At 31.9% G+C, this 26,225-nt stretch carries 25 protein-coding genes, 2 tRNA genes, 1 pseudogene and 1 CRISPR repeat array; of the genes and pseudogenes, 18 read left to right on the top strand and 10 right to left on the bottom strand.

The features are described from left to right. The 15 genes from Q0929_RS05440 to tsaD form a co-directional block, all read left to right on the top strand. Positions 1 to 421, top strand: a 421-nt coding sequence (locus tag Q0929_RS05440) for a hypothetical protein (RefSeq protein ID WP_299238676.1), incomplete at its 5' end; no start/stop codon positions are given. Beyond that, positions 421 to 1,095, top strand: a complete 675-nt coding sequence (locus Q0929_RS05435; protein WP_299238675.1) for a hypothetical protein — start codon at positions 421 to 423, stop codon at positions 1,093 to 1,095. The genes Q0929_RS05440 and Q0929_RS05435, both read left to right, overlap by 1 nt. Further along, positions 1,088 to 1,900, top strand: coding sequence for a hypothetical protein (locus Q0929_RS05430; protein WP_299238674.1), 813 nt, complete (start codon positions 1,088 to 1,090; stop codon positions 1,898 to 1,900). The genes Q0929_RS05435 and Q0929_RS05430 overlap by 8 nt, the downstream gene beginning before the upstream one ends. Before the next feature lie 3 nt (positions 1,901 to 1,903). Further along, positions 1,904 to 3,394, top strand: a complete 1,491-nt coding sequence (locus tag Q0929_RS05425; RefSeq protein ID WP_299238673.1) for an SAVED domain-containing protein — start codon at positions 1,904 to 1,906, stop codon at positions 3,392 to 3,394. 26 nt (positions 3,395 to 3,420) lie between these two features. Next, positions 3,421 to 4,320 (top strand): type III-B CRISPR module RAMP protein Cmr1, encoded by a 900-nt coding sequence (cmr1, locus tag Q0929_RS05420; protein ID WP_299238671.1) that lies wholly within the window; start codon positions 3,421 to 3,423, stop codon positions 4,318 to 4,320. A 14-nt stretch (positions 4,321 to 4,334) separates the two neighbouring features. Continuing rightward, complete coding sequence (cas10, locus tag Q0929_RS05415; RefSeq protein ID WP_299238669.1) at positions 4,335 to 6,017, top strand: type III-B CRISPR-associated protein Cas10/Cmr2; 1,683 nt, start codon at positions 4,335 to 4,337, stop codon at positions 6,015 to 6,017. Between the two features lies 1 nt (position 6,018). After that, on the top strand, positions 6,019 to 7,029 hold the full coding sequence (locus Q0929_RS05410) for a type III-B CRISPR module-associated Cmr3 family protein (RefSeq protein WP_299238667.1): 1,011 nt from the start codon (positions 6,019 to 6,021) through the stop codon (positions 7,027 to 7,029). Continuing rightward, positions 7,029 to 7,805 carry a type III-B CRISPR module RAMP protein Cmr4 gene (gene cmr4 / locus Q0929_RS05405; RefSeq protein ID WP_299238666.1) on the top strand — a complete coding sequence of 259 codons (777 nt, stop codon included), beginning with the start codon at positions 7,029 to 7,031 and terminating at the stop codon, positions 7,803 to 7,805. The genes Q0929_RS05410 and cmr4 overlap by 1 nt, the downstream gene beginning before the upstream one ends. A 3-nt stretch (positions 7,806 to 7,808) precedes the next feature. Continuing rightward, positions 7,809 to 8,222, top strand: coding sequence for a type III-B CRISPR module-associated protein Cmr5 (cmr5, locus tag Q0929_RS05400; RefSeq protein ID WP_299238665.1), 414 nt, complete (start codon positions 7,809 to 7,811; stop codon positions 8,220 to 8,222). Continuing rightward, on the top strand, positions 8,209 to 9,042 hold the full coding sequence (gene cmr6, locus Q0929_RS05395; protein ID WP_299238664.1) for a type III-B CRISPR module RAMP protein Cmr6: 834 nt from the start codon (positions 8,209 to 8,211) through the stop codon (positions 9,040 to 9,042). Before cmr5 ends, cmr6 begins: the two co-directional genes overlap by 14 nt. Next, positions 9,035 to 10,057, top strand: a complete 1,023-nt coding sequence (locus tag Q0929_RS05390) for a hypothetical protein (protein ID WP_299238662.1) — start codon at positions 9,035 to 9,037, stop codon at positions 10,055 to 10,057. Before cmr6 ends, Q0929_RS05390 begins: the two co-directional genes overlap by 8 nt. A gap of 30 nt (positions 10,058 to 10,087) precedes the next feature. After that, on the top strand, positions 10,088 to 10,636 hold the full coding sequence (locus Q0929_RS05385; RefSeq protein WP_299238660.1) for a DUF996 domain-containing protein: 549 nt from the start codon (positions 10,088 to 10,090) through the stop codon (positions 10,634 to 10,636). 159 nt (positions 10,637 to 10,795) lie between these two features. After that, the gene (locus Q0929_RS05380; RefSeq protein WP_299238658.1) at positions 10,796 to 11,275 is read left to right on the top strand and encodes a CPBP family intramembrane glutamic endopeptidase; all 480 of its coding nucleotides are present in this window, start codon (positions 10,796 to 10,798) and stop codon (positions 11,273 to 11,275) included. A gap of 165 nt (positions 11,276 to 11,440) precedes the next feature. Next, positions 11,441 to 12,673, top strand: a complete 1,233-nt coding sequence (locus Q0929_RS05375) for a S41 family peptidase (protein ID WP_299238656.1) — start codon at positions 11,441 to 11,443, stop codon at positions 12,671 to 12,673. A gap of 1 nt (position 12,674) precedes the next feature. Then, positions 12,675 to 13,688: a tRNA (adenosine(37)-N6)-threonylcarbamoyltransferase complex transferase subunit TsaD gene (tsaD, locus tag Q0929_RS05370; protein ID WP_299238655.1), complete on the top strand. Its 1,014-nt coding sequence runs from the start codon at positions 12,675 to 12,677 to the stop codon at positions 13,686 to 13,688. A gap of 998 nt (positions 13,689 to 14,686) precedes the next feature. After that, positions 14,687 to 15,313: a CRISPR direct-repeat array (repeat unit 29 nt; unit sequence GTTCCATCTGAACCGTGTGGGTTATAAAG). 346 nt (positions 15,314 to 15,659) lie between these two features. Here the strand turns inward: tsaD and gltA are convergent. The 7 genes from gltA to Q0929_RS05335 all read right to left on the bottom strand — a co-directional run bounded on the left by gltA (position 15,660) and on the right by Q0929_RS05335 (position 22,187). After that, positions 15,660 to 17,111, bottom strand: coding sequence for an NADPH-dependent glutamate synthase (gene gltA, locus Q0929_RS05365; RefSeq protein ID WP_299238654.1), 1,452 nt, complete (start codon positions 17,109 to 17,111; stop codon positions 15,660 to 15,662). Between the two features lie 9 nt (positions 17,112 to 17,120). Then, the gene (argF, locus tag Q0929_RS05360; protein ID WP_299238653.1) at positions 17,121 to 18,035 is read right to left on the bottom strand and encodes an ornithine carbamoyltransferase; all 915 of its coding nucleotides are present in this window, start codon (positions 18,033 to 18,035) and stop codon (positions 17,121 to 17,123) included. 387 nt (positions 18,036 to 18,422) lie between these two features. Further along, positions 18,423 to 19,343 carry an aspartate carbamoyltransferase catalytic subunit gene (locus tag Q0929_RS05355; protein WP_299238652.1) on the bottom strand — a complete coding sequence of 307 codons (921 nt, stop codon included), beginning with the start codon at positions 19,341 to 19,343 and terminating at the stop codon, positions 18,423 to 18,425. Positions 19,344 to 19,352: 9 nt separating this feature from the next. After that, a complete protein-coding gene (locus Q0929_RS05350; protein ID WP_299238651.1) occupies positions 19,353 to 19,919 on the bottom strand; it encodes a DedA family protein in 567 nt (188 codons plus the stop codon). An 18-nt stretch (positions 19,920 to 19,937) separates the two neighbouring features. Further along, positions 19,938 to 20,011, bottom strand: a tRNA-Arg gene (locus tag Q0929_RS05345). Then, a complete protein-coding gene (locus tag Q0929_RS05340) occupies positions 19,994 to 21,334 on the bottom strand; it encodes a pitrilysin family protein (protein ID WP_299238650.1) in 1,341 nt (446 codons plus the stop codon). Before Q0929_RS05340 ends, Q0929_RS05345 begins: the two co-directional genes overlap by 18 nt. Beyond that, positions 21,306 to 22,187, bottom strand: coding sequence for a Tim44-like domain-containing protein (locus Q0929_RS05335; protein WP_299238648.1), 882 nt, complete (start codon positions 22,185 to 22,187; stop codon positions 21,306 to 21,308). Before Q0929_RS05335 ends, Q0929_RS05340 begins: the two co-directional genes overlap by 29 nt. 935 nt (positions 22,188 to 23,122) lie before the next feature. On the opposite strand from Q0929_RS05335, the gene rpmE reads away from it, so the two are divergent. The 3 genes from rpmE (at position 23,123) to Q0929_RS05320 (ending at position 24,495) form a co-directional block, all read left to right on the top strand. Continuing rightward, positions 23,123 to 23,317 carry a 50S ribosomal protein L31 gene (rpmE, locus tag Q0929_RS05330; RefSeq protein ID WP_343232046.1) on the top strand — a complete coding sequence of 65 codons (195 nt, stop codon included), beginning with the start codon at positions 23,123 to 23,125 and terminating at the stop codon, positions 23,315 to 23,317. A gap of 3 nt (positions 23,318 to 23,320) precedes the next feature. Further along, positions 23,321 to 24,403 carry a peptide chain release factor 1 gene (gene prfA, locus Q0929_RS05325; RefSeq protein WP_299238645.1) on the top strand — a complete coding sequence of 361 codons (1,083 nt, stop codon included), beginning with the start codon at positions 23,321 to 23,323 and terminating at the stop codon, positions 24,401 to 24,403. Between the two features lie 18 nt (positions 24,404 to 24,421). After that, positions 24,422 to 24,495: transfer RNA gene (locus tag Q0929_RS05320), tRNA-Arg, on the top strand. A gap of 144 nt (positions 24,496 to 24,639) precedes the next feature. Here the strand turns inward: Q0929_RS05320 and lpxD are convergent. The 3 genes and pseudogenes from lpxD to Q0929_RS05305 all read right to left on the bottom strand — a co-directional run. Next, on the bottom strand, positions 24,640 to 25,620 hold the full coding sequence (lpxD, locus tag Q0929_RS05315; protein ID WP_299238643.1) for a UDP-3-O-(3-hydroxymyristoyl)glucosamine N-acyltransferase: 981 nt from the start codon (positions 25,618 to 25,620) through the stop codon (positions 24,640 to 24,642). 45 nt (positions 25,621 to 25,665) lie between these two features. Continuing rightward, positions 25,666 to 25,917 (bottom strand): hypothetical protein, encoded by a 252-nt coding sequence (locus Q0929_RS05310; RefSeq protein WP_299238642.1) that lies wholly within the window; start codon positions 25,915 to 25,917, stop codon positions 25,666 to 25,668. A gap of 6 nt (positions 25,918 to 25,923) precedes the next feature. Then, positions 25,924 to 26,225 (bottom strand): annotated as a pseudogene (locus tag Q0929_RS05305) (hypothetical protein); the annotation flags it as partial.

Here is a 26,225-nt window from a genome sequence, read left to right as displayed (position 1 = left end):
ATCATTTAAGTCAGGTGATTTCCTAATTGTTAGAGTAAAAGAATTCTACCAAAAAAGCAATATTTCCTTAACTACAGATATTAAAAATGTATGTCCTTTAAAACAAAGACCGATTATAATCATAAGAGACAACAACGGGACTGTTTCTTTCATTGCTACATCTACTAATATATTGTTTAAGCATAAACGACCAAAGATAAAGCTATCAAAATGCTTCTTCCAAAAAAGAACAAAAGAAGAATGTTTAGACCTAGACATAAAAGATGAAGTATTTTTATTTACAAAAAATGGAAAAAGATTTAAATTTTACATCAATTCGCAAGTACTAATAGACCTCTACAAAGAAGGCAATCTTACAGAATGTGGAAACTGTTCAATGATAATACCATTAATAGAAAAACTTATAGGTGGAGCAGGATAATGTCAGGAAACGATTTAATCTTTAATTTTTTTTCTGAAAATGACCCAAAAGGCTTAGAAGTTATAAAAAATATCTTTTTTAAAATCATCGGCAGCCCTACCTATACACTAATACTTAATTACTACGACAAAGAAGATGTATTTCAAGAATTCTTAGCGACCAAAATCTTACCACATAGAAATCATATATTAGATAAGTTTTTTGAACAACAAAGTGGATTGGTTAGTTATATTCAAAGGATGGCGAAAAACTTTTTAGCCGATGTTTACGCATCAGTCAAATTGATGTCAGAAAATGAAATATCTGAAGTTATTATTAGTAAAGAGGAAGATGATGAAGATGAAGTTAAAAGTTATTTTGACCTAATTGGAAAAGGAGAAGATTTTATTTTGAATATTGAAGTTGAAGAATTAAAAATAGCTTTTACAAAGCGTCTGTCAGATAACGAGATGTTAATGTTTTGCTATCAAATATCTGATAGTAAAGAACTTTATAAAAGTAAATATTTTAATGAACTATCTGACGATGCACTGTATAAAAGAGTAGAAAGAATGAAAACAAAAATAAAAGAAATTTTAAAAGAATATTCATTTTCAGCAGAAGCTTTTGAAAAGTTTTTAAAAGAACATTCTCATGAAATTTGTAAAAAATTAGAGGTAAATAACCATGGCTAAGTGGCTAAATGATTTATACAATGAATATATGGAAGAAGAACTTGAAGAGAATATTTATAATAGTGCAATTTCTAATAAACAACCTGTTATAGGCGGAGTTTACTTTGGAAGCTTAAGATCTTTAGATAAAAACAAGCCAAATAAACCCCTTTATTTTCTTGTGGTTGATAAAGTTGACGATAACATCTATGAAGTATTGAAAGTTTCAGACTATCACTTATTTGCAACCAATTCGGATGTAATATTGGAGTTAGGTCCAATGACTATAATGGTTGAAACTACAAATAACTTCTATTTAACAGCAGAGGAAATTAGTAGATTTATATTACTTGATGCTTTAAGCAGAGAAGAGCTAGATAAAATTATAAAATTCCGTGACGGTTATGAGTCTGAGTTAAAAAAAGGCTTTACTCCAATATTTGAAGATGATATCAGAAACAAATTCAAGCAAGAGGAGTTTAATCAAATAAAAGAATTCCACGCAAGAATTTTTGAAATCTTGGCAGAGCCTGAAGAGATGATGATAGAAATAGCCCCAGAGAGAATTAGCGAATTTGTATTAAGACATGTTGCATCTACTCCACAAAAAGCTACATATACGGACGATTTTGTTTTATATCGTGGAGATGATTTTATAGAAATAATTTTAGATGAGAAATACTTAAACAAAAAAGTAAAAATATTTTTAGACAACGATACTGTTTTCAACGGCATCTTAAAAGATACAAGCATATTTATTCCGGTGAAAGAACAGATAGACTTAGAAGAATTTGCGAAACACATTAGTATTATAGCCGAGGGGTGATTTATGCATATAAGACAGCTAATAAAAAACGAAAGGTTTGAAGTAATCAAAGCGTTAGTAGAATCAAAGAAAATAAAACAAGAATGGTTAGAAGATTTATACTCAATACTTCTTATGCAAGATACAGATATTGAAATCACACAAGCAAAATATGAGATAATAAAATTGCTACTAACAGAAAAGAAATACTTAAATTTTGAACTACTTACCAAAACCCTAAACCTTGACCAGCAAACAACCATAGAGATAATAAGAAATCCATTTAAAGAAGTGTATTTCCCTACCTACAATATAGAAAACCCTGAAGAATCAAGATTAAATAAAGCATTAATAATACCTTTATCAAACCAAACTTTCACACTAAACACATTTGTCAATAGTCAAGAGTTAGAAACCATAAAAGAAGCTACAAATAAAAACTTTTTTGTAATTTTTGACAACATTTTTAGCGGAAAATCTTACCAATTAGCCGTTGCAGCAGGTTTGATAGCAAAAGAAAAAGAAATTTTAGATAATGTTGCTTTTACAGGAGAAGTTTCATCAAATGGGTTTATAATACCGGTTAATCATTTAGAAGAAAAAAAGGAAATAACTGAGAAAGCTAAAAAAGTTTTAATAACTCCGGAAGACATAGAGAACTTAGAAGAGCTTAACTTTTGGCTCAACCCAGAGCATTTGCCTGTAATATTTATACATATAAATAAACCGGAGTTAGCTTCACAATCTTTAAAACAAATGGAAGATGCAATCAAGAAAGACGAACGATTTAAGTATTTCAAATTAGAAAATCTAAAAAAATTCTACAGATTAGAAGACCAAGACATGTATCTAATAACACCAAGTGTAGATTTTTCAAACAGAGAAGAGCTTATAAAAATTTTAAATGAGTTTAGAGAAAAAGTAAGTAAACTTCTGACATTGGAAGGAGTAATGAAAGATCATAATAAAGTAGTTCTAAATATCTCAGCGGGAATATCTACATTGGCTTTGTATTTTGGTGTTATCCTTGGAAACAGACAGGCAAGCATAATTTATCATTATCAAAAAGAATATCACAAAGTTATTGATTTAACAGATAATCCAAGAAAGATAAAAGAGAAAAAGTCAGAATTTGAAAAAATTTCTGTTAATAAAAATATACAAGATCCGTTGATGATAATTATTTATCTTGCAAGCCATAATCCGATAGAAAAAGGATTGGAGCTTAAAGAAAAGTTAGGAGCTAAAGGGGAGTTGATAATACAAAGTAAAGAGCATCAGGGTAATTTAGAGATTGGAGATTGGAGCGATATTGTTTCTGAGATTTACACGGCAATAGATGATAATAAGCAAAAAGAAAACTACATGGTATTTTCAGCACCTGTTGCGATAATGCTTGCTCTTGGTATGGCTCTTGGCTACTTTTTACCGATAAAAGTTTTTCACTATAACAGAGATGAATACGTTGAAGTTCCAATAAAGTTAAATGAAGAAATTTTAAGAAGTCCATTTTAAAAAAAATCAAAAGAGAGAGGTTAAAGATGGAGGAAGCTATTTTTAAAGTAGAAATCATAACTCCAACCATCATGGGCGGAGCAGATAGTGGAAAATTAGACTCTATTTATATTAGACCAACAGAAATAAAATCTGCAATGAGACAGGCTTTTAGATTGATAGCCGGTAAGTATGTAGAGCATAATAAAAAAGGTATTGAAAAATTATATGAATTAGAAAGCGAAATTTTTGGTAATACACAAGGCAAAGGAAAGTTTAGACTGATTGTTGATATTCCAAACAATCTCGAAACTGAAAAAATCAAACTACTTCCACATAAAAATGATTTTTCTAAGCTTGCCATATTGCAAAACCAAACTTTTGACTTAAAAATTATTTCTTACAAATATCCGGTAGAATTCTATAAAGCACTGTTAAACGTTGCTTTTCTTCTTGGAGTAGGACATAGAAGAAATAGACTGTTTGGAAATATGCAGATAGAAAAATTTGGTTTAAAAGATGAAGTAGGAAAAATTGATAAATTCTTTTTAGATAAAGGATATGGAGTGATAAAAACAAACAATCCTTTATTTGCTTGCTTTTCAGAACAAGAAGATGGTGATAATAGAAATTTTTCAGTTTTTGGTATGCCTCTAAAAGATGAATTTATACCAATAAATAAACAAAAGTTTGAAAACACTTTAAAAAATCTATACGAAAAAGTAATCCATAAGATAGAAGAAAAAGATAATTTAAAATTTATCCTTGGAGGAGTAAGTCCAAGAAGACAAGCATCTTTCGTAAACTTTTCTATTTTAAAAGTTGGTCAATCTTACAGATTGTTTGTTATTGGGTTTTATTATAAAAATGAAAAATTTAAATATGATGATTGGAAAGATGCAATAGAAAAAGCTAAAGAATTAACAGAAAATACTTTTAAAAAATAAGAGAGGGCTAAAAGATGGCTAAGTATTTAGTAAAAATAACCATTCCATCTATACAAGATACAATTGTAAGGTCAAGAAAGCTTAAAGACTTGACAGGTGGTAGTGAACTTATTCCAAGGATTATGCAATCAGGATTAAAGTCGCTTGCAAATGATGGCAAAGTAGAGTTTATAATTCCAACAGCTGATGTTGTAAAAGAAGATAGCCTAAACATAACAAACGTAGCATATCTTGCAATAGAAGGAGAGAAAGAGCAGGTAACTGAAAAAGTAAAGCGTATGAAAGAAGAAATGTTAAAAAAATTAAATACTCTTGTAGATACGGTTAAACATAGAATTCCGGATAAAGAATTCAGCATATACGAAAATTTAATCAGATATCAAATTAAAAATGCCATCAATATAGTTTGGGCTATTAGCGAGATTAAAGATAACAACATTGTAAAAGCAAAAAATGATGTAGATATTGCAGTAGCTAATGCAAAAGCATCAATAGAGCCTGATGATAAATTTATTGAAGGATTTAATCTTATTCAAAAACAAAAGAATCAGTACTCAGCTTTTGAAAATTATCAGGATTTTATGGAAAAAGCATATCAAATTAATCCAGAACTTATAAGAGGAGCTTATCTTTGTGAGGTATGCGGAAAAAGAGTAATACTTGGAGCGACAAAAAATAATTTTAAAAGCTCAATCACAGAAAAAGATGAAGAAGACAGGCTTTGTGCATTTTGCTATGCAAAGAGATATTACCATGGAAAACATAAGAAATCTGTAGTTGACGTGGCTTTAAAAAAATATCTTGCAGAGCATGGAAATAGAATACAAGAAATCTTTAAAAAGCATGGAAAAATAGATTTGCTTGAAGAAGATAAACAAAACATATACATAGAGGTATTAGAAAATAACGGAGAAAATCCTGATTTGATAAAGTCTTTAAATGAATTATACAGAGAAATTGGCAAGCCGCCAGTTTACTATGCCATCGTTGTAATGGATGGAGACTCAATGGGAGAAAAAATATCAAAAGCATTTGAAGAAAATAAGATTAAAATCATAACCAAAAAGTTATCAGAATTTAGTAAAGAGGTTAAAGGTATAGTAGAAAAATACTCCGGAATGTCTGTATACTCAGGTGGAGATGATTTATTAGCACTGTTCCCATTAAAAACAGTCTTAGAAGGATACAAAGAAATAGTAGAAAAATTTAAAGAGTATATGAAAGATACAGGATATAACTTTACAGCAAGCGCAGGTTTGGTAATATCCCATTACAAAATACCTCTTAACTATGTATTACAAGAAGCAAGGTCTGCAGAAAGCAAAGCTAAAAAAGTTGATGGAAAAGATGCAGTATACATAAAATACATAAAACATTCATTCTCGTCAGCAGAAGCTCCAATAAAAAACGATCATTTACAATTATTTGAAGAATTAATAAGCTTTCTATCTGATGAAGATTTTCCATTTGGCTTTATCTATCAACTACAAGAGCTTTTACTTCCATACCTACCAAAAACAGAAAATGAGGAACCTGTTAAAAAGCTAACAAAATATCTAATTGAGAAGAAGCCTTATAAGAGAAAAGACGAGTTTGCAAAATTTATGTTAGATACTAAAGAGCTTTTTGACTTCAAAGAGCCGGAAAAAATAATCAACACTTTAAAAGTAGCTAAATTTATAGCAAGCGGGGTGTAATATGATAGGAATTAAACCATTTGATGTATTAACCTTTGGAGATGGAAAGCCATTTAATGCAACAGAAAGAGTTTTTAGAGAGTCGGGCTTCTTTATAAATCCAATCCCAATTATTAGCGGACTAAACAAAGCCGCAGGCAAAAAACTAAACTTAGAGTTTATATCCCTTGCAAAAGGAGAAAATCTATACTTTAAAGCACCAATAGATATAAAAGTCGCAAATAACAGAGTAATCAAACCAGTTGTCAGAAAGCTTGACAATGTAATTACAGAAGAAAATTTAGAATACTTTTTAGATTATCAAACCAGCGAAAAGATGGAGGATTTAAACGGCTATTTAAAAGATGAGGAGTATATAAAATACTTAAAAGATGAAGAAATATCGGCTAATACAGAGCTTTTAAGACCGTATAAAGAATTAAGAACAGGTATAGCAATAGATAGAAGCACGAGAACCACAAAGGAAGGGCACTTATTTACTCAAACATTTATCAGATTTGAAGAAGATGTTTATTTTTATGTAAAGCCATCTGAAGATTTAAATATCGATACTGTAATCGTTGGCGGGGAAAGTAGGCTATCGGTCATAATTAAAAAAGATAAAGATTTAACAGAAAGGCTTTTAAAAGAAAAGGAAAATATAAAAAACATTGTCAGAAAAACAGGATTTTTCAAGTTAATATTACTATCACCTACAAACAAGGTATTAGAAATAGAAGGAGCAAAAATCATAGCCAAGGTTTTAGGTAAACCATTTATTTATAGCAGTTGGATAAAATTACCAAATGACAAAACAGGATTTCCAACCAGAATATTTAGACTAATTCCTGAAGGTTCGGTTATTTACTACAAAGTAGAAGACAAAAGCAAAATTGATGAAATATTTGATAAATACTATCTTAAACCAGCTTATTATGAGCTTGAATATCCATACTTTGATACTAAAAATCCAACAGGATTTGGATTAAGCATAATAGGAGCTTTAAATTTAAATAAAGGAGGTCAAGGATAATGAAAAAAGTTTTCTATCATGTTTTAACACCAATGCACATAGGCAGTGGAACGACGTTAAGTTTAATAGACTTGCCAATTCAAAGAGAAGTACACACAGATTTTCCGGTGATGCCATCTTCAGCAATTAAAGGTGTTGTAAGAGCTTCATTTAACGAGCAAGAACAAGAAGATATCTTTGGAAAAGGAGATGAAGAAGGAAAAGTCATATTTACAGATGGAAAGATTCTTTTATTCCCGGTAAAATCTCTAAAAGGTGTTTTTGTATGGATAACTTCCCCTTACGTTCTTGAAAGATTCAAAAGAGATACAGAAATAAACGTCGAAATTCCAAAAGTAGAAAAAGACAATGCGGTAGTATCTTCAAATAATGTCTTGATGAATAATAACAAGCTTGTTTTAGAAGAATTTACATTTAATGCAGCCATAAACGAAAATCTAAAAAAACTCAAAGAAATTACAAAATGTGAAATAGATGAAAACAAAATAGCGGTAGTAAGCGATGATGTATTTAAATTTTTTGTCAAAAACTATACAGAAGTAAACGCAAGAATTAAAATCGACCAAGCGAAAGGAACAGTTCAGAAAGGCGGACTATGGTATGAAGAGTTATTGCCTGCAGAAACAGTGTTCTATGGTTGTATAGATGCAAGAAAAGAATCTGAACATCAAGAACAGCTAAATAAAGTAATAGGAAGAATAAACAATCAAATCCTTCAATTTGGAGGAGACGAAACACTTGGAAGAGGATTTACAAAAATAGTAGTGGAGGCGTAAGAGATGAAAACATTAGAACAAGAGAGAAGTAATTATGCTTTTGAATGTGTTTCTAAGATAAAAGGTAAACCTTTTGAAAAAGATGCAAGCTCGTTAATATCTAAGCTTGGTACACTTATTTTAACAAACGGACTTGGAAATACTTTAGCTTTCTTGTTCGCAAAAGGAAAAGACCATCATCTTGAAGTTATAGCGATTATTTCAAATTGGTTGTTTAGACAAAAAGGTCAAAAAGAACCCGGTTTTAAGAGAGATAATGTAAAAGTTAAAATTGAAGAAATAATGAGAGAACTTGTTCTTAATGCAACCGTTGAACAGTATATGTACTATACAGACGAAACTTTAAGACTTGTAAATTGGTTAAGAAGATTTTCTGATGCTATGTTAGAGTCTGGAGGCGAAAATGAACAAGGATAAACATAATCCAGGACAAGATGCAATATTAGTTATTCCAAAAGGAAATGATATAAAACTTTCATTAAAAAGTGCATCAAATTTAAAGTTGATTTTAGAAAAGTATATCCCATTTTATAATATGCAAAACAAAAGGATGCTTGATATATCTAAAGCTAAAGAAAAGGTTTACGAATTAAAGCCAAAAAATTTCCAAGAAGCTGACAATTATATAAAAAAACTAAATGAAAGACAAAGACAGATAGCAGATAAAAGCTTTACACTTATGACAAAATCAAGGTTGATAGTTGGGCTTGGCGGTGGGTCTGCTTTGGAAGTTTCTATTAAATTACATTTTATTTACGGCTTTCCTTACATTCCATCAAGCGCAATTAAAGGCGTTTTAAGAGCTTATAAGATTTTAGAAAAGGTAAATTTTGATTTTGAAAAGTATTCAAAATTTGAGAAGGGGATTGAAAGCGGAGATAGAGAAGACAAAGAGATAGGAGCGTTTGTAAGGGTTTTTGGAAATCAACAATACAAAGGAGATTTAATCATTCTCGATGCTATTCCAGAAAAATTTCCAATATTAGAAGAAGATATCATGAACCCACATTATCCCAAATATTACAATGACAAAGAGCCACCAACTGATGACCAAAATCCAGTTCCAATAAAATTCTTGACAGTAGCAAAGGGAGAAAAATTTAACTTCTACTTTAAAAATAGTCAGGTCTATAAAGAAGCCTTTGAAACAGATTTAAAACAAGATTTAATACAAGCGTTTAACTATCTTGGTATTGGATCAAAAACTGGTATAGGTTATGGAGTGTTAGATGGATAAGTGGTTTAAAAAGTATAAATATTCTGCAAGTCTAATAGGATTTATAATAATCGTATTTTTAAGTTATGTTCCATTTATTATTGCCGAAAGTTTAAAGGGTAATTCTACGATCCTCTTTAGTCTTTTAGCAATTTCATCCTTAGTGATTTCTTCTATTTTACTTTTATTATATCATCATTACTTTTACAAAAGAACAGCTAAAGAATTTTCCGGTGTTTTAAGATATTTGTTAATTGGAGAAGTTGGTGGACTGATTGGTCTTATAGGCTTTTTATCTGAATTTGTCTTATCAAGCTTATTGGCAGAATATATAAAGAATATGATAGCCGGTGAAGATTTAATAAAGAATGCAGGATTGGCAATTACTACATTTCTTAACATGTTTTCTGTTGGCTTTGTTTTTGTTTATTTTTTTGACAAACAATTAAAAATTAGACCATCTAAAGGCAGAGAACCAAGACCTGTATTGATTTTTGCTCTATCAAGACTTGATCCTAGGTCAACAAATAGAAAAAAATACCAGGAAATCATAAGTGATTTACCTCAGAATTATGAGCCTGTATATGAGCTTTTAGAGTTTCATAAGGATGTTTTAAAGGAAATACATGTTTTATACAGTGACGAAACAGAAACAAGAAATGATAAAGGAAAAAATGGTATAGAGTACTTAAATGAGATCTTAAAAAGTCTTGGAATATATCATAAAATTAAAGACAATATTTGCACTTATAAATGCGATTTTAACGATGAAAAAAGTATGAAAGAACAGATAACTCAAATAAATATCAAAATAAAAAAATACGAAGACAAAGAGGTTTCGATTTATATCTCTGGCGGAACGAGCCTAATGTCCTCATTGCTAACGCTTTTAGCTTTAGAAAAAGATAGACAAATAGAATATGTAGATCAAGATCAGAAAAAACTTAAAGATCCTAATATATTACCAGAAATAAAAGCAATAGAAATATCAAAAGATGATGCTTTACTATTTCTTAAGACTTTGGCATTAAAATGAAGTAAATTAAAAAAACAGGAGGAGGTTAAGATGAATTCACAGAAATTAAACTTAAGCACGCCAAACATGCTTGGTGGTATTGGTGGTATTTTTATTATCTTAGGATTTTTGTTTAACCTTTTATCCATAGTTGGTTTAATTCTTATTTTGGTTGCTTTTTATCAGTATTCACAAATTCTAAATAAACCGTCTATATTTCAATATGGATTAAGATGGGGTATATTTCTCTTCGTTGCAGAAATTTTGCTTATTTTCTTTGTGATAGCTGCAATTATCGGAGACGGTAATACATTTTTAGCTGTAGTTGGTGCTTTATTGGCTTATGGATTGGCTATCTTTGCGGTTATTAATCTTAAAAATGTTTTAATAGAATTATCAATTACTTTAAACCAAAACCTTTTTGATATGTCCGGAAAGTTTATTTTCTGGGGAACGATTTTACTTATAATATTAATTGGATCTGTTGCAGTATTTATAGGGTATATACTCCTCACAATTGCATTCTTTACTGCACCTAAGGAAATAGAGCTTGCTAATAATAATGTTTTAAATTTAGATTCTACGGTAAACAAAAGTTAAGGTATCTGTTAATTGGTTCGGTAATGACTTTGTAATTACATGGTTATTACCGCAAACCAAAACACCTTTATCGTACACATTTACGGTAAAGGTTTTTTAAAATTTGAACTTTGCTATCAAGGAATAAATAAACATAAAAGCCTATAAAATTTACTTTAAATGAATAATAAACTATTCCCTGCTTTTTTATATATAGCTTTAATCATAAGCATAATAATTTATAAATTTACCAATCTACCATACTTTATATTTGTTATTTTACTTTCTCCAATTATTTTTATTGATTTTAAGTCTGTTTTTTCTTACTCGAGAAAGTATGATTTATCAATAATTTTTATACTACCATTTTTATTTATCCATGAACCACTTCAAGCATTAAACAATCTGTTTGTAGTTTTTTCAGAAGAGCTTTTCTTTAGAGTTTATTTGCTAAGCTATTTTTCTAATCTTTTAACTTCTATACTTTTTACCATTCCTCATATAATCATCTACCAAGACTTACACTCAATTTTAACGTTTTTTCCATCGTTATTTTACGGCTTTGTGTATCAAAAAACAAAATCTTTTTCTTTAGCCATAGTTTTACATTTTCTTTCTAATGAGTTTTATGTAGCGTTTTTGTCAGAAATCTTAAAGTAAAAAGCCTATAATAAACTAAGAATAAAACATTTTAAAGAATGAACATTTAAAATATTATTGAGAAATGGGAGAATAAAATTAAAAATTATCTTTCACTTTTTACCTTTTGTCTTTCTATGATATACTAAAATTTGATAAAAATTTTAACTTAATAAAGGAGTAAAGATGAAGAGCAAGATTTCGCTTGTTGTAGGAATAATGTTAATTTTTATCGCCGGTATGAGTTTTGGACTAAACTCAAAAAACCAGTCTAAAACAGACTACTCAGATGAAGTTCAGATAATTAGAACTTATACAGATGTATTAAAAATCGTTGAAGATAATTATGTAGAAAGACCAAAATCAAAGGATTTACTGTATGGCTCGTTAAGAGGAATGCTGTCATCCTTAGACCCGTACTCAACTTTCTTCACGCCGGAAGAGTTTAAAGAGTTTACATCAGAGACTCAAGGAGAGTTTGGCGGTCTTGGCATAGAAATAACAATGGAAAATAATAAACTTATCGTTGTTTCTCCGATAGAAGATACCCCTGCATTCAAAGCTGGAATAAAGCCCGGAGACTGGATAATAGAAATTGACGGTGAGCCTACAGATAAGATGACGTTATTCCAAGCAGTCAAAAAAATGAGAGGACAGCCCGGAACAAAAGTTACATTGACTATTTTCAGAAAAGGAGTAGATAAGCCTTTTAAAGTTGAAATAGTAAGAGACATAATCAAAGTAAAAAGTGTTAAAACAAAAGAGCTTGAAAATGGAAAGATTGGCTACATTAGATTAACCCAATTCCAAGAAAACTCAGCTGATGAGTTTGAAAAAGCTTTAAAACAATTTAAAAACAAAGAAGGCATAATAATAGACTTAAGAAATAATCCTGGTGGTTTATTGACATCTGCTGTTTCTATAGCAAGTATGCTTCTTCCAAAAGGCAAGCTTATTGTATATACACAAGGAAGAGACCCTAAGAACAAAGAAGAGTTTTACTCAGAATCAGACCCAATAGTTCCAAAAGACGTTCCTATTGCTGTTATTGTAAATAAAGGTTCTGCTTCTGCTTCAGAAATCTTGACAGGTGCATTAAAGGACCATAAAAGAGCTATAATTGTAGGAGATACAACCTTTGGAAAAGCTTCAGTTCAAACACTAATTCCTTTACAAGATGGCTCTGGCATAAAGCTTACCGTTGCTCACTATTACACACCAAATGGAAATCTAATAATGAACAAAGGAATTACTCCGGATATTATTGTTAAAATGACAGAGGAAGAAGAGATAGCAAAAGCTAAAGCAGAGAGAGAAGCAAAAATAAGTGGAAAAGATGAGACAGAAGTAAAAGACCCACAATTGGAAGCTGCAGTTAATGCAATTAAAATTTTAAACTTTGCTAAAAAAATGAATTGATATGGTAGTTCTTGGAATAGAAACATCCTGTGATGATACTTCAGTAGCGGTGTACGACAGCGAAAGAGGTATACTGTCTAATGTTGTATCATCCCAGCTTATCCATGCTCAATTTGGCGGTGTTTATCCAGAAATCGCAGCAAGGGAGCATACAAAAAACTTTTTACCGGTATTAGATAAAGCTCTAAAAGATGCAAATATAGCCTTATCTAATATAGATGCTATCGCTACTACCTTTATGCCCGGTCTTATAGTTTCTCTTGTTGCAGGTGTTTCCGGTGCAAAAGCTTTATCTTTTTCTTTAAAAAAACCATTGATTCCGGTTCATCATATAGAAGCTCATATATTTGCAAACTTTATAACAAAAGAAATTGAATATCCGTTTTTAGCTCTTGTAGTTTCTGGTGGTCATACAGAGCTGATTTTAGTTAAAGAATTTGAAGATTATATTTATCTTGGCGGAACCTTAGACGATGCAGTCGGTGAAGTCTATGATAAAGTAGCAAGGGCTTTAGGTCTTGGATTTCCCGGTGGTCCGTTAATTGATAAGTTAGCAAAAGAAGGAAAGGAGGTTATAAAATTTCCAAGACCTTTATTAAATGATGAAGAAAATAAGTATAATTTTTCTTTTAGCGGATTAAAATCTGCTGTGATTAGAGAGATTAATAAAGGTATCTACAACAAAGAAGATATCGCAAAATCTTTTCAAAACGCTGTTGTTGATGTTTTAGTCAAAAAAACGGTTTTAGCGTGTAAAGAGTTTGGAATAAATAGAGTTGTTGTGGCTGGAGGTGTATCTGCAAACTCACAATTAAGGGAGGAATTTTTAAATATCAAACATTTAGAAGTTCATTTTCCGCCTATGTATCTATGTACTGACAATGGAGCGATGGTAGCATACACTGGATACAAAAGGTTTAAAGAAAAAGGTATATCAGTATCTCTTGATTTTGAGGCAAAGGCAAGATGCAGAATAGATAAATTCCCACAATTACTTAGAAGCTTTCATGCCTAAGATTCCTGCAAAAATAACCACTGCAAAAAAGATAAATATAACCGCTAATATAAGTTCCATTCAAATCATCTCCGATATTTTTGTTTTATCTAAATTATAACAAATTCCGATAAAATGATGAGAGACAATTCATGAATTGCCATTACACCAAATAAACGGTAGTTAAAAAGGTGGAGATTCTTTACCGCCTACAGAATAACAGGAAAAGGTTAAATGATAAGCATTAAAGGAAGGATGATCTTATTCGTCATTCTGCAGCCGGAGAAGAATCCCCTATTTACAAAAAACATTAAAAAATGAGATCCTTAACTACGCTCAGGATGGCGTAAAGTTTAGATTTACAAGAGTCCTTAAACAGCTTTCATTTTCTACTTGACAGGTAGAAAATTTTTTTGTATATTTATATTAGCTTTTTAATTTTTTAACTGAACCTTGGCAATTGAATAGGTTAGCCCGCACAAGCTTATTTTACGTGAGAACGTGAAACGTGAGACGTGAAAAGTTAGAGATAAGTTTATCAATATCTTAGTGATTTTTGTTTGATTGCTTGATGGCTTGGTGAGATGATTTACAAGTCAGTAAAGCTAAGGTACTGGTAATGTGATTTTATTTTTTGAAGTTTGATTTAAGCTTGTGTAGTAATGGCTTGAAAGGGATTTTTTGAAAAGAAGTTATAAGTATTTGTTGAATTAAATTTTTTTAATTTTGAATTTTTTAATGCTTAATTTTTTGAAAATTTGTAATTTTTTATTTTAAAATTTTTTGAGATCGGGAAGTTAAGGAGTGATATTTGCAGCGAGCTTCTGAGTTTGTGGTTTTCAGCAGTAGGCTTGTGATGGGATTTTAAAGGATAAAATATAATAATATATTTTCTGTATATCGAGGTTTGCTGCAAAAAACTTAAACTTGCAGGTTTTTTAAAAGTTTGGTATAATGATTATCAGAATATGGATAGAGTAAGTTAAAAGCGATTTTATTTTTGAGTTAAAAGTTAACGGGTTCCATCTGAACCGTGTGGGTTATAAAGTAATGAGACCATAAAAGCCATAAAGACACGATTTTACAGTTCCATCTGAACCGTGTGGATTATAAAGACCCATAGTGTATAGCAGGGCTTCAAATAGTAGCATCTTGTTCCATCTGAACCGTGTGGGTTATAAAGCAGATTGAGCTTAGGCTTGGAGCTTTGATTTGGCAAGGTTCCATCTGAACCGTGTGGGTTATAAAGGATGGAATATTCTCTCCAGACCCAACGACGATAGTTCCGTTCCATCTGAACCGTGTGGGTTATAAAGAACGATAAATAAATACAACATGCAACTTCAGTTAGCGTTCCATCTGAACCGTGTGGGTTATAAAGCTGCATTGGAATTGTACAGGTCGGAAAGTAACCTATTCGTTCCATCTGAACCGTGTGGGTTATAAAGATAATAATTTTCTCTTCTACTAGTTCTGAAATAAAGAGTTCCATCTGAACCGTGTGGGTTATAAAGTTTTTTCTTTTATAAATTTTGAACATAAGTCGCCGATTGTTACATCTGAACCGTGTGGGTTATAAAGGGATATGAAGATATAGAAATCTTTTGATATGGTATAGTTACATCTGAACCGTGTGGGTTATGTAAGAGGTGAAACGTGAGACGTGAGATGTGAGACGCTTCAAAAAAATGATAATGGTTTTAAATAATGTTTCACATGCATCGCATCAAGTCGAAATCAAAAACAACTTCACAAAAGATAACCTCTTATTACAAAATAAAAGCACAATCTTGATAGTCTATTCCTTAATTTGTTGAAAGCCTTGAACTTTCTTTTATTCTAAAAAGTAAGGGAAAAGGAGATTCTTTGTTGGCTGTTGAATGACAATCAAAAGGTTAATTAATTTTTAGACTCGGTTAAGATTTTATAGCACTCTTATTATAAGGGAGACAGCTCGAAAGCCGCCTCCTCAAGTCATCTGTTAGCTTAAAATTAATCTTCTCCGTATTTCCATTCTTTTGTCATTAAATACTCATGAATACTTTCTGCTGCGTCTCTACCGTGTCTGATTGCAACAACAACAGTATCTCCACCATTTACAACATCACCACCTGCAAAGATGCCTTCAACGTTTGTTCTGAATTTTTTATCGACTGTAGATAAGTTATTCCATTTGTCTATTTTTAATCCTGGAACATCTTTGTAGGCAAGCGGGTTATCTCCTTGACCTACCGCCATGATTACAGCATCACATTCGATTATATGTTCTGAACCGGGAACTTCTACTGGTTTTGGTCTTCCGCCTTTTTCATCTGGCACAAGCTCCATTTTTATACATTTTAATCCTACAACTTCACCTTTATCGTTTCCGATTACTTCTATCGGCTGGGTTAACCATCTTAAAATTGCTCCCTCTTCTGCTAAATGGTCCCATTCTTCCTGTCTTGCTGAGGATGTGTCTCTTGTTCTTCTGTATACTAAATGTGTTTCATTTCCAAGTCTTATTGATGTATACATACAGTCTGCAGCAGTAAATCCACCACCAATAACTGCAACTCTCTTGTTTCTTGGAAGTTCTATGTCTGTCTCCGGTGCAAGCATATCATCAACATAATCGACGTTAACTTTCATCAAGAATGATATAGCTGTATAAACACCTTTTAAGTCTTCTCCTGGAATTCCCATCTTTTTACCTCTTCCAGATCCAACGCCGATAAACACAGCGTCAAACTGTTTTCTTAAATCGTTTAATGAGATATCTTTTCCTACTTTAATTCCTGTTTTAATTTCAACGCCAAGTTTTTCTATTAAAGAAATTTCCCAATCTAAAACTTCTCTGTCAAGCCTTGGCTTTGGAATTCCGTATCTCATAACTCCGCCTGTAAATGGTAAAGCTTCAAAAACCGTTACTGAATGTCCTTTTTTAGCTAAGAAATATGCAGCAGATAATCCGGCAGGTCCTGCTCCAATCACTGCTACTTTTTTACCTGTTGGTGGCTCTTTTGGGTCTTCCCAGTTTATACCGCTCATTCTTATTGAATCACCTACAAATCTTTCAAGACCACCGATGTTTACAGGTTGACCGTTGTCTTTAAATGTTAAAACACATGTGCTTTCACATAACCTATCCTGTGGACAAACTCTTCCACAGATTGAAGGAAAAGGATTTTTTGCTCTAAGTATTCTAAATGCTTCAATTAAATTATTCTTTTGAATCTGTTCCATCCAAAGGTTTATGTCTCCATAAACTGGGCAACCATACTTACCTTGATGCTCTTGGCAAGGTGGTTTTCTGCATAATATACATCTGTCCGCTTCATCTTTTGCAGCAGTATGTCCAAGTCCAAGAGAATACTCTTTAAACGTATTTTTTCTTACTTCTGGTGGGAGTAATGGTATGTTATTTCTGTCATGCCTTCTGTAAACTACCTTTTTCTTTTCCATTCTAACCTCCTATCTATTTTTAAATAAAAAGCTCATCAATGATTTTTGAACGTGAAGCCTGTTTTCTGCTTGATTAAAGATTACATCTGAATACTGTTCAAACACGTCTTCAGTTATTTCTTCACCTTTATGAGCCGGTAAGCAGTGCATCACAATCGCATTTGGTTTGGCAAGTAAAACTAAATCTTTATTTACTGTAAACTGTTTAAATACATCTTTTTTGCCTTTTTCATTCTCCTGCCCCATACTAACCCAAACATCTGTATAGATAACGTCAGCTTCTAAAACAGCTTCTTTTGGGTCGTTTGTAATTGTGATTTTTGAACCGGTTTTTTTAGCAATTTCTAAGCTTTCATAAACTGCTTTGCCGTTTGGTTCATAGTTAGTGGGTGTAGCAACTGAAATATCCATTCCCATCAATGCACAGGCAAGGAGTAGAGTATTTGCCATATTGTTTCCATCGCCTACATATGCAACTTTTTTATTTTCTAAGCTTCCAAACTCTTCGTCTATCGTCATTAAGTCTGCTAAAACTTGACAAGGATGTTGATAATCTGTAAGAGCATTTATAACCGGAATAGAGCTATACTTTGCAAGCTCTTCAACCTCTTGATGTGAAAAAGTTCTTATTACGATACCGTCAAGATATCTTGACATAACTCTTGCTGTATCTTTTATATCTTCTCCTCTGCTTAGCTGCGTGGTTGAACCAGAAATATATATAGGCTGACCGCCCATTTGATAAACACCAACTTCAAATGAAAGTCTTGTCCTTGTTGATTGTTTCATAAAAATCAGTCCAATAGATTTTCCTTCTAACGTTCTGTCTGCAAACTTATCTTTCTTAAGCTTTTTTGCATAATCAATAATGCTTAAAACTTCCTCTCTGCTTAAGTCTGTAAAAGAAACAAAATCCCTTTTCATTCAAAACCTCCATAAAAAATATAACACTGTTTGATTTTTAAGTCAACTTACAGTGCTTTAAAATTCTAACTAAGTCTAAAAATTAATCAACCTTTTTATTGTCATTCTAAAGCCATACGAAGAATTTCCGCCTTTATCTTTATACAGTGTCATTCTGAGCGAAGCGAAGAACCTCCGGCTTTTACCTCTCACTTATTCACTGTACGGGCAATTCATGAATTGCCTCTACTCACTTTATCACCTTATTTAAAAGAGGAGATCCTTCGGACTTACGTCCTCAGGATGACAAAATTGAAACAACCTCACTTTTACAATCAAAAATTACGAAATTTTTTCACTTTTAAGTTTTTTTTAAATCTTAGATATACTTTTCCATCAATACTTAATTTATGTCTTCCCCTCCAAATCTTTCAAATATTTATAAATAGCCATTCTAACAAATAATCCATTTTCAACTTGGTCTAAGATTAAACTTCTATCTCCATAGACAAGCTCACTTTGGATTTCAATTCCTCTGTTTATAGGTCCAGGGTGCATGATAACTGCATCTTCTTTCATTTTGTTTAATCTTTCTTGGTTTAATCCATACTTTATAGAGTATTCTCTCAAGCTTGAGAAAAATGGTTTATCCTGTCTTTCAAGCTGAATTCTTAAAAAGATAACTACATCTTTATCTTTTATAGCATCTTCAATGTCTGTTGTTATATAGTCTGCACCCAATACTTCTGCATGTCTTGGTAGCATTGTTATTGGTCCACATACTGTAACTTCTCCGCCAAGCTTTTTAAAAAGTTTTATATCAGACCTTGCTACTCTGCTATGAAGAATATCTCCAATGATTGCTATCTTTAATCCGGCTAAAGTTCCTTTTTTTTCTATGATGGTAAAAGCATCAAGCAATGCTTGGGATGGATGCTGATAAGTCCCGTCTCCTGCATTTATTACATGAGATTTTACAGACTTAGCAACTATGTTAGCCGCACCGGACATATAATGCCTAATCACTATAAAATCTGTGTTCATTGCTTCTAAGGTTTTCACAGTATCATAAAGTGTCTCACCCTTCTTTACAGAACTTGAAGATGCTGAAATGTTTATTGTATCTGCCCCAAGAATCTTTCCGGCAAGTTCAAAAGATGTTCTCGTCCTTGTAGAATTTTCAAAAAATACAAGTAAAACAGAGTATCCTCTTAAATCATCAAACTTTTTTTCCCCGTTTTTAAATCTCTCCTTGTATTCTTTGGCAATTTTAAAGATGTTCTCTATGTCTTCTTTATTCAGCTGGTCAATAGAGATTAAATCTTTCATGATAACCCTCTATGCTTTTATTTTTTTATATGAAAAAGAAATCAAATATATTAAAAGTCCAATGACAGCTACAACCATTCCTATTATGAAGAAGTAATGCTTAGCCTCGCCAAATAGCATTGTTGCAACATGACCAAAAAAATAACCAATATACAAAAATAAAACAGCCCATATTATCAAAGATAAGATATTGAAAAAAAGAAATTTATAAAAATTAAAGCCGGAAGCTCCCATCAGCATCATCGGAACTACCCTCATACCATACATAAATCTAATTATAAAGAGAGAGAAAATCCCATATTTTTGAATTAGGCTTTTCATCTTTCTGTACTTTCTTTTTGTATACTTATTTCCAAGTAAAAAGTGTCTTCCTTTCCATCTTCCCAAGAAAAAATATATCAGTTCGTGAACTAATGCTCCGAGGATTGAAAATATGAGTGTTGGCAATGGTGCTAAAAATCCATGTTTTATAAAAAATCCAGCAACCAGTAGAGCAAATTCTCCTTCTAAGAATGTACCTATAAATACAGCAAAATATCCATAGCTATTTAAAAATTGCTCGATGTTATCTATCATTCTTCTCCTGGATGTAAGTGTCCCTGGGCGGATTTGAACCGCCGACCTCCAGATTAGGAATCTGGGGCTCTGTCCTACTGAGCTACAGGGACACTTTCAGGTAGTAGTCTTACCTCTGTATAATTATTATCTTTAAATGCTTTTATTACTCTATCTAAATCTTCTTTTTTAACTTTTTTGATTCTGTCAAGATACTTTAAATCGTAGTTAATATCGCCAGTTACGGTTATAGAATAGCCAATTGCCTCTGCGTCATTATCAACTTCTTCTTTTGCAAAGATTTCTCTGTTTATTATTCTCTTCTTAGCGTTTTCTACCTCTTCTTTAGAAAATCCCTTTTCTTGATATCTTTTTATGATTTCAAATATTTTGATTTTTGCCTGCTCTATTTTGCTTTCATCGGCTACAAAGTATATTAAAAACTGACTTGTTCCTTTATGAGCTAAATATCCGCCCATAATTGATTGAGCTAATCCAGCTTCTTTTATCTCTTGATACATTACTGAACTTTTTCCATTTAATAAAATCTCTTCTAATACATTCAAAGGATATGAATCTTTATCTGTAATAGGTGGAGCTTGCCAACCGATGGCTACGTATGCTCTTGTAATCTGTTTTTTTCTTATATCCTCTCTTCTTACTTCTTGTTGTGGGTCTTCTAACGGAACCTCCGGTGGTTTGTAGTATTTACCTTTAACACTTCCAAAAGTTTTTTCTATCTCTTTCAAAACTTGCTCAGCTTTTACATTTCCAACAATAACCACGGTTTTATTTGATGGAGTATAATAAGAATAAAAATAGTTTCTAACTAATTCCGGTGTATAGTTTTCTATTGTTTCCCTGTAGCCTATTACCGGATGTTTGTAGTTAGATTTTTTATAAGCAAGTTTATTGTATGTATCCCAAAGAAGATTTTTTGGGTCGTCAAGATGTCTGTTCAACTCTTCTAAAACTATAGGTTTTTCTTTTGCTACCATTTCATCGGACAATGTTGGTTCAGTAGTCATATAGTAAAGATAGTACAATGCATCTTTCCAAAACTCACTTGCGATTTCAATATGATAATAAGTAAAATCAAAGCTTGTTGCTGCGTTTATGCTACCGCCTTTCTTTTCTACTTCAAACTCTATTTCTCCTGGTTTTGTGTATTTAGTTCCATTAAAAAGCATATGTTCTAAAAAGTGAGCTAATCCTCTTTCGTTATCCTTTTCATAAACTGAGCCAACGCCAAACCAAACCTGAACAGCTACAGCCTGTGTATCTTCCCTTGGTTTTATAACAACGGTAGTGCCATTTTTTAACTTTTTAATGATAATATTCTCTTTTGCCTTTACTTCCTTTGCCAATGTTAAAGCCATAATCAAACCCCATATTAGTATTATTTCTTTATACATCGCTAACCTGTTTAATATCATCCAATCTCCAATTTAAAGCTTTTCCTACAAATGCCCAATATTCTGTAAATGATACAGGATTATATTTATCCCCTTCTACTATATTTCCATTGCTATCTACTGTGTAATCTATAGCTGACGCATCAAGCCTTACTATAACCACTTTATTATCTCCCTCTTCCTCAACATGAACAATTTCAAGATTTTCAATCTGTGGATTTTCTACAATATTTCTTAGTCCTTTAGCTTTTAACTCTTTTAACTGCTGGTCTAAGTACTGATACATTCTATCTGTCAAAAAGTTTTTAACAGGTGATAAATCTCCATTAGACCATGCTTTTTGAATATCATAAAAAATATTCTTGGTTAAATTTAGGATTAACTCTTCATTGATGTAAGGCATAGTTCCTTCTTGAGATTGGGAATAAGAATATTGATAAGGTTGATAGTTTAAATTTGTGTTGAAAGCTCCAACCGGTTCTTCTTTTTTTCTAAATAGCTTGATAATGAAGAAAACCAGCCCAAGTAGTAATAAAAGTCCTAATATTCCTAATAATCCTGCTGCAAACTGTGGTCCTAAGAGATGGCTTAATGCTGAAAAAATCGCCATACCTGCTAAAGCACCAAGCAATCCTGAAAAGAACGATGTTAAGAAAGATGGCTTTTGCTGTGGCATTTGATTATAGGTTGGCTGATGAATAGCAGGATTAGACGGATTTGTAGAAGGATTAACAGGTTTATTTACCCTGTTAAAATCCTGGGCTTTGTAGCTTCTAAAGTGTGTAGAGCCCCCTCTTCCAACCCTTGCAAAGCTATCCTGTGTCAGTGATGCTAAAAAAGTGAATATAGTCAATAAAATCAAAACCTTTCTCATTCTCCTTGCCTCCAAAATATTTAACTATGGAAAATATATAGAGATATTTAAATTTTACCATAGTAGTGGAGATAAAAGGTAAGAAGTTGATGTGAAGCTTCTAGATATTAATAAGCCTAAAAAAATTAGTTAACTTTCTGACTTTCTTGGTCTCAGTACAGCAAGATGAGAAGCTGGGATTAAAACATTGTCGCCTTAAAGCCGCCGAGGTTCTGTGTTTTTGTTGAATTTCTCGCCCGATGTATAATTTTTATGACTATAGCTTAACAACTATTTCGTAAACGGCAGCAGCTTAATTATAAGCTCTATTGCATCTTTGTTTATGAAGATGATTAAGAATGTCAAAATTATAAACATAATAGTAAACACGTCGGGTGAGAAATTCAGTAAAAGTATGAGATTCTTCGCTTCGCTCAGAATGACAAACAAAATAATCGTTAACATACTTTCGCTTTCTTTGTCATCCTGAGGACGAAGTCCGAAGGATCTCTTTTTTTTAAATTCTATAAAAACCGCTAATTTCTCACCCAAGGTATGTCAAAATTATAAACATAATAGTAAACTTTTTATCAAGTTTTTGTATAAGGTGTTCCAAAAATTCAAACTGTCATTCTGCAACCGGCGAAGAATTTCATGCTTTTATTAAATTTCTCACCCGACGTATAATAAGAATTTCATTCTATCATAAATTGTCACCTTGTTAGCAAGAGTGTTCTAAAATTCTCGTAAGTTTAACTTTTCGTGTCGTTTTGAGGACAAAGTCCGAAGTATCTTTTTTTGATTTTTTGACTTGTAAAGAAAACACGAGATTCTTTGTCGGCTTCAGAATGACGGCGTGAATTTATGGAACAACCTCGCTTAACTACTTTTCACACAGAATATAATTTTGATATAATATTTAATTCAAAATTTTTAAAACTTTAGGAGGTATGAAATTGAAAAAAGGAATTCATCCAGAATTAAAATTAACTAAATTTGTTTGTGGTTGTGGAAATGAATTTGAAATTTATACTGTAAAGGGCGGAGTTGTGCATTTGGAAGTATGCAACAATTGCCATCCTTTTTATACTGGAAAACTAAGAGTTAAACCAAAATTTTTAGAACTTCAAGGACAAACTTCAGAAAAATAATAGATGGATAAAAAGTTTTTAGTCTTACTGGAAAACATAGAAGAAAAAGTAAAGAAGCTTGAAGAATTGATGGCCGATCCAGGAATATTAAAGGATCAGTCTAAAATTCAATCTATAGCAAAAGAGCATAAAGAGTTATCAGAAATTTTAAGTCTTTATAATGAATATAAAAATGTAAGTAGACAAATAGAAGAAATAAAACAACTTCTAAACTCTTCTTCTGACGAAGATTTACGTGAATTAGCGGAAGAAGAGTTAGAATCTTTAAAAAAACAGCGTGAAGACTTAGAGAAAAAAATACATATAGCACTTCTACCAAAAGACCCTAATGATGAAAAAAACGTTATCTTGGAAATAAGACAAGGGGCGGGCGGAGACGAAGCATCTTTATTTGCTGCTGAGCTTTTTAGAATGTATCAACGATACGCAGAAAGACACGGCTGGAAAACAGAAATTTTAAGTTTACATCCAACAGAAAAAGGTGGCATAAAAGAAGTTATAGCTTTAATTAAAGGTAAAGGCGCATACTCAAGATTAAAACATGAAAGCGGTGTTCACAGAGTTCAAAGAGTACCGGAAACAGAATCTTCAGGTAGAATTCACACCTCTACTGTTACGGTAGCTGTTTTACCCGAAGCTGAGGAGGTTGATATAGAAATCAAGCCAGAAGAGTTAAAGATAGAAACTATGAGAGCTAGCGGAGCTGGTGGTCAACACGTAAATACTACCGATTCGGCCGTCAGAATTACACACATTCCTACAGGAATGGTAGTTACATGTCAAGATGAAAGGTCTCAGTTCCAAAATAAAATGAAAGCAATGCAGATTTTAAGAGCAAGACTTAAAGATTATTATGAAAGGCTTGAAAGAGAAAAGATTGCAAAAGAAAGAAAAGAACAGGTTGGAACTGGCGAAAGAAGCGAAAAGATAAGAACTTACAACTTTCCACAAAACAGAGTTACCGACCATAGAGTAAACTATACTTCTTACAGAATTAACGATATTATGGATGGAGATTTAGACGAAATTATAGACTTATTAATTGCAAAAGAAAATGAAGAAAAATTGGCAAATTTAAAAATTTAAAATAAATTTTTTATACATGCGCCCATAGCTCAATTGGATAGAGCATGTGACTACGGATCACAAGGTTGGGGGTTCGAGTCCCTCTGGGCGCACTTATTACAGCGTAATTTTTCATCAACTAATATGACTTTTACATTCACTTAGGAAGTTGTAGGAAGAACAGTATAAAACATCCTAAAATTGTTATTTATTGTTATTTGAAATGAAGAGTGGTAAAAAAAAGAGATTCTTCGCTATTATTTCTCAAGTTTTTTCAAAATCTCTGGAAGTTTTGGAAGGATTGTAATAACTCTTTTCCATTTTTTCCACTCTATCGCACTTATTGAACTTCCGTATATGCCGTTTGGTGGTAAATCGCTACCTACACCGGATTTTGCAGTCACTATAACATTATCTCCAATGGTAATATGGTCTGCAACGCCTACCTGACCGGCAAGAATTACATTATTCCCAATCTTGGAACTTCCGGCAATTCCAACCTGCGAGACTAAAATCGTGTTTTGACCTACTTTACAGTTATGACCTATCATCACAAGATTGTCTATTTTTGTGCCTTTCTTTATGACTGTTTCATCCAACATAGCCCTATCTATTGTAGTATTTGCCCCAATCTCTACATCATCTTCAATGATGACTTTTCCTATATGTTTTATCTTTTTATGTTTTCCATCCTCCTGATAGTATCCAAAACCATCTGCGGCAATTACACTGTTTGCATGAATTATCACGTTGTTTCCGATAGTTGTGTCTTTATAAATCACAACGTTTGGGTATAAAATACAATTGTCACCTATCTGGACATTTTCTCCGATATAACAAAAAGGATGTATTATACAATTCTTTCCAATCTTAACATTGTCTTTTATGACCACATACTCATGTATTTGACTGTTTTTGCCGATTTCAACATTTTTACCAATAATAGCCAAATTAGATATAAAACCTTCTTTTTTCTCATCCGGATAGAAAATCTCAATAAGCTTATAAAATGCTATATCCGGCTTATCAACAACTATCTGTGGAATGTTTAACTCTGAAATAAAAGATCCAACAATAACAGCACCGGCTTTTATTTTATCTAAATCTTTTTTGTTCTTTAAAAATGTAATATCATCCTCTGTTGCAGTTTCAACGCTTTTTAGGTTTTTAATCTCTTTGTCTTGTGTAAAGTTTTCAAGCTTTCCATTTAAAAGCCTTGCTATTTCTGAGATTTTCATACTTTATCTTGCTCCTTAAAAATGTGTGGATATTTTCAGCAGTTATTACTCTCTCAACAATTCTTCTAAACTTTTAGCTAAGACAGCCTTTGTAAATAGTTTGTCCAATTCTTCTAAGTCGCTTATTTCTAAAATAGATTTTTCAGCTTCCTCTGATATTCTGCCAAATTTAAGATTGATAAGTTTAAGGATGTCTTCTTGTTTTGCTTTTATTAGCCCCTGCTGTAATCCTTCCATTTTCCATTTTTCTGTTAATGTCATTTTAGAAAACTTTTTGTAGGTTTTATTATAACTCATAGTCAATTAATCTCTTTTCAACAATTCTTCCAAACTTTTAGCTAAGACAGCCTTTATAAACAATTTGTCTAATTCTTCTAAATCATTTATTTCTGAAATTAATTTTTCGATTTCTTCTGATACATTACCAAATTTAAGATTGATAAGCTTAAGAATGTCTTCTTTCTTAGTTCCAATTATTCCTTCCATTTTCCATTTTTCCGTTAATGTCATCATCTCTTTTTCACCTCCCAAGATTTCCTTTAAAACATTTTCAACTTCTTGTGGGTTGTTTACAACTGAAATATAATCTAAAATGATAAAAACAC

This window comes from Sulfurihydrogenibium sp. (assembly GCF_028276765.1).
Classification (GTDB): Bacteria; Aquificota; Aquificia; order Aquificales; family Hydrogenothermaceae; genus Sulfurihydrogenibium.
Note: the sequence above shows the minus strand (reverse complement) of the source record. Positions and strands in the feature narration are given on the sequence as shown.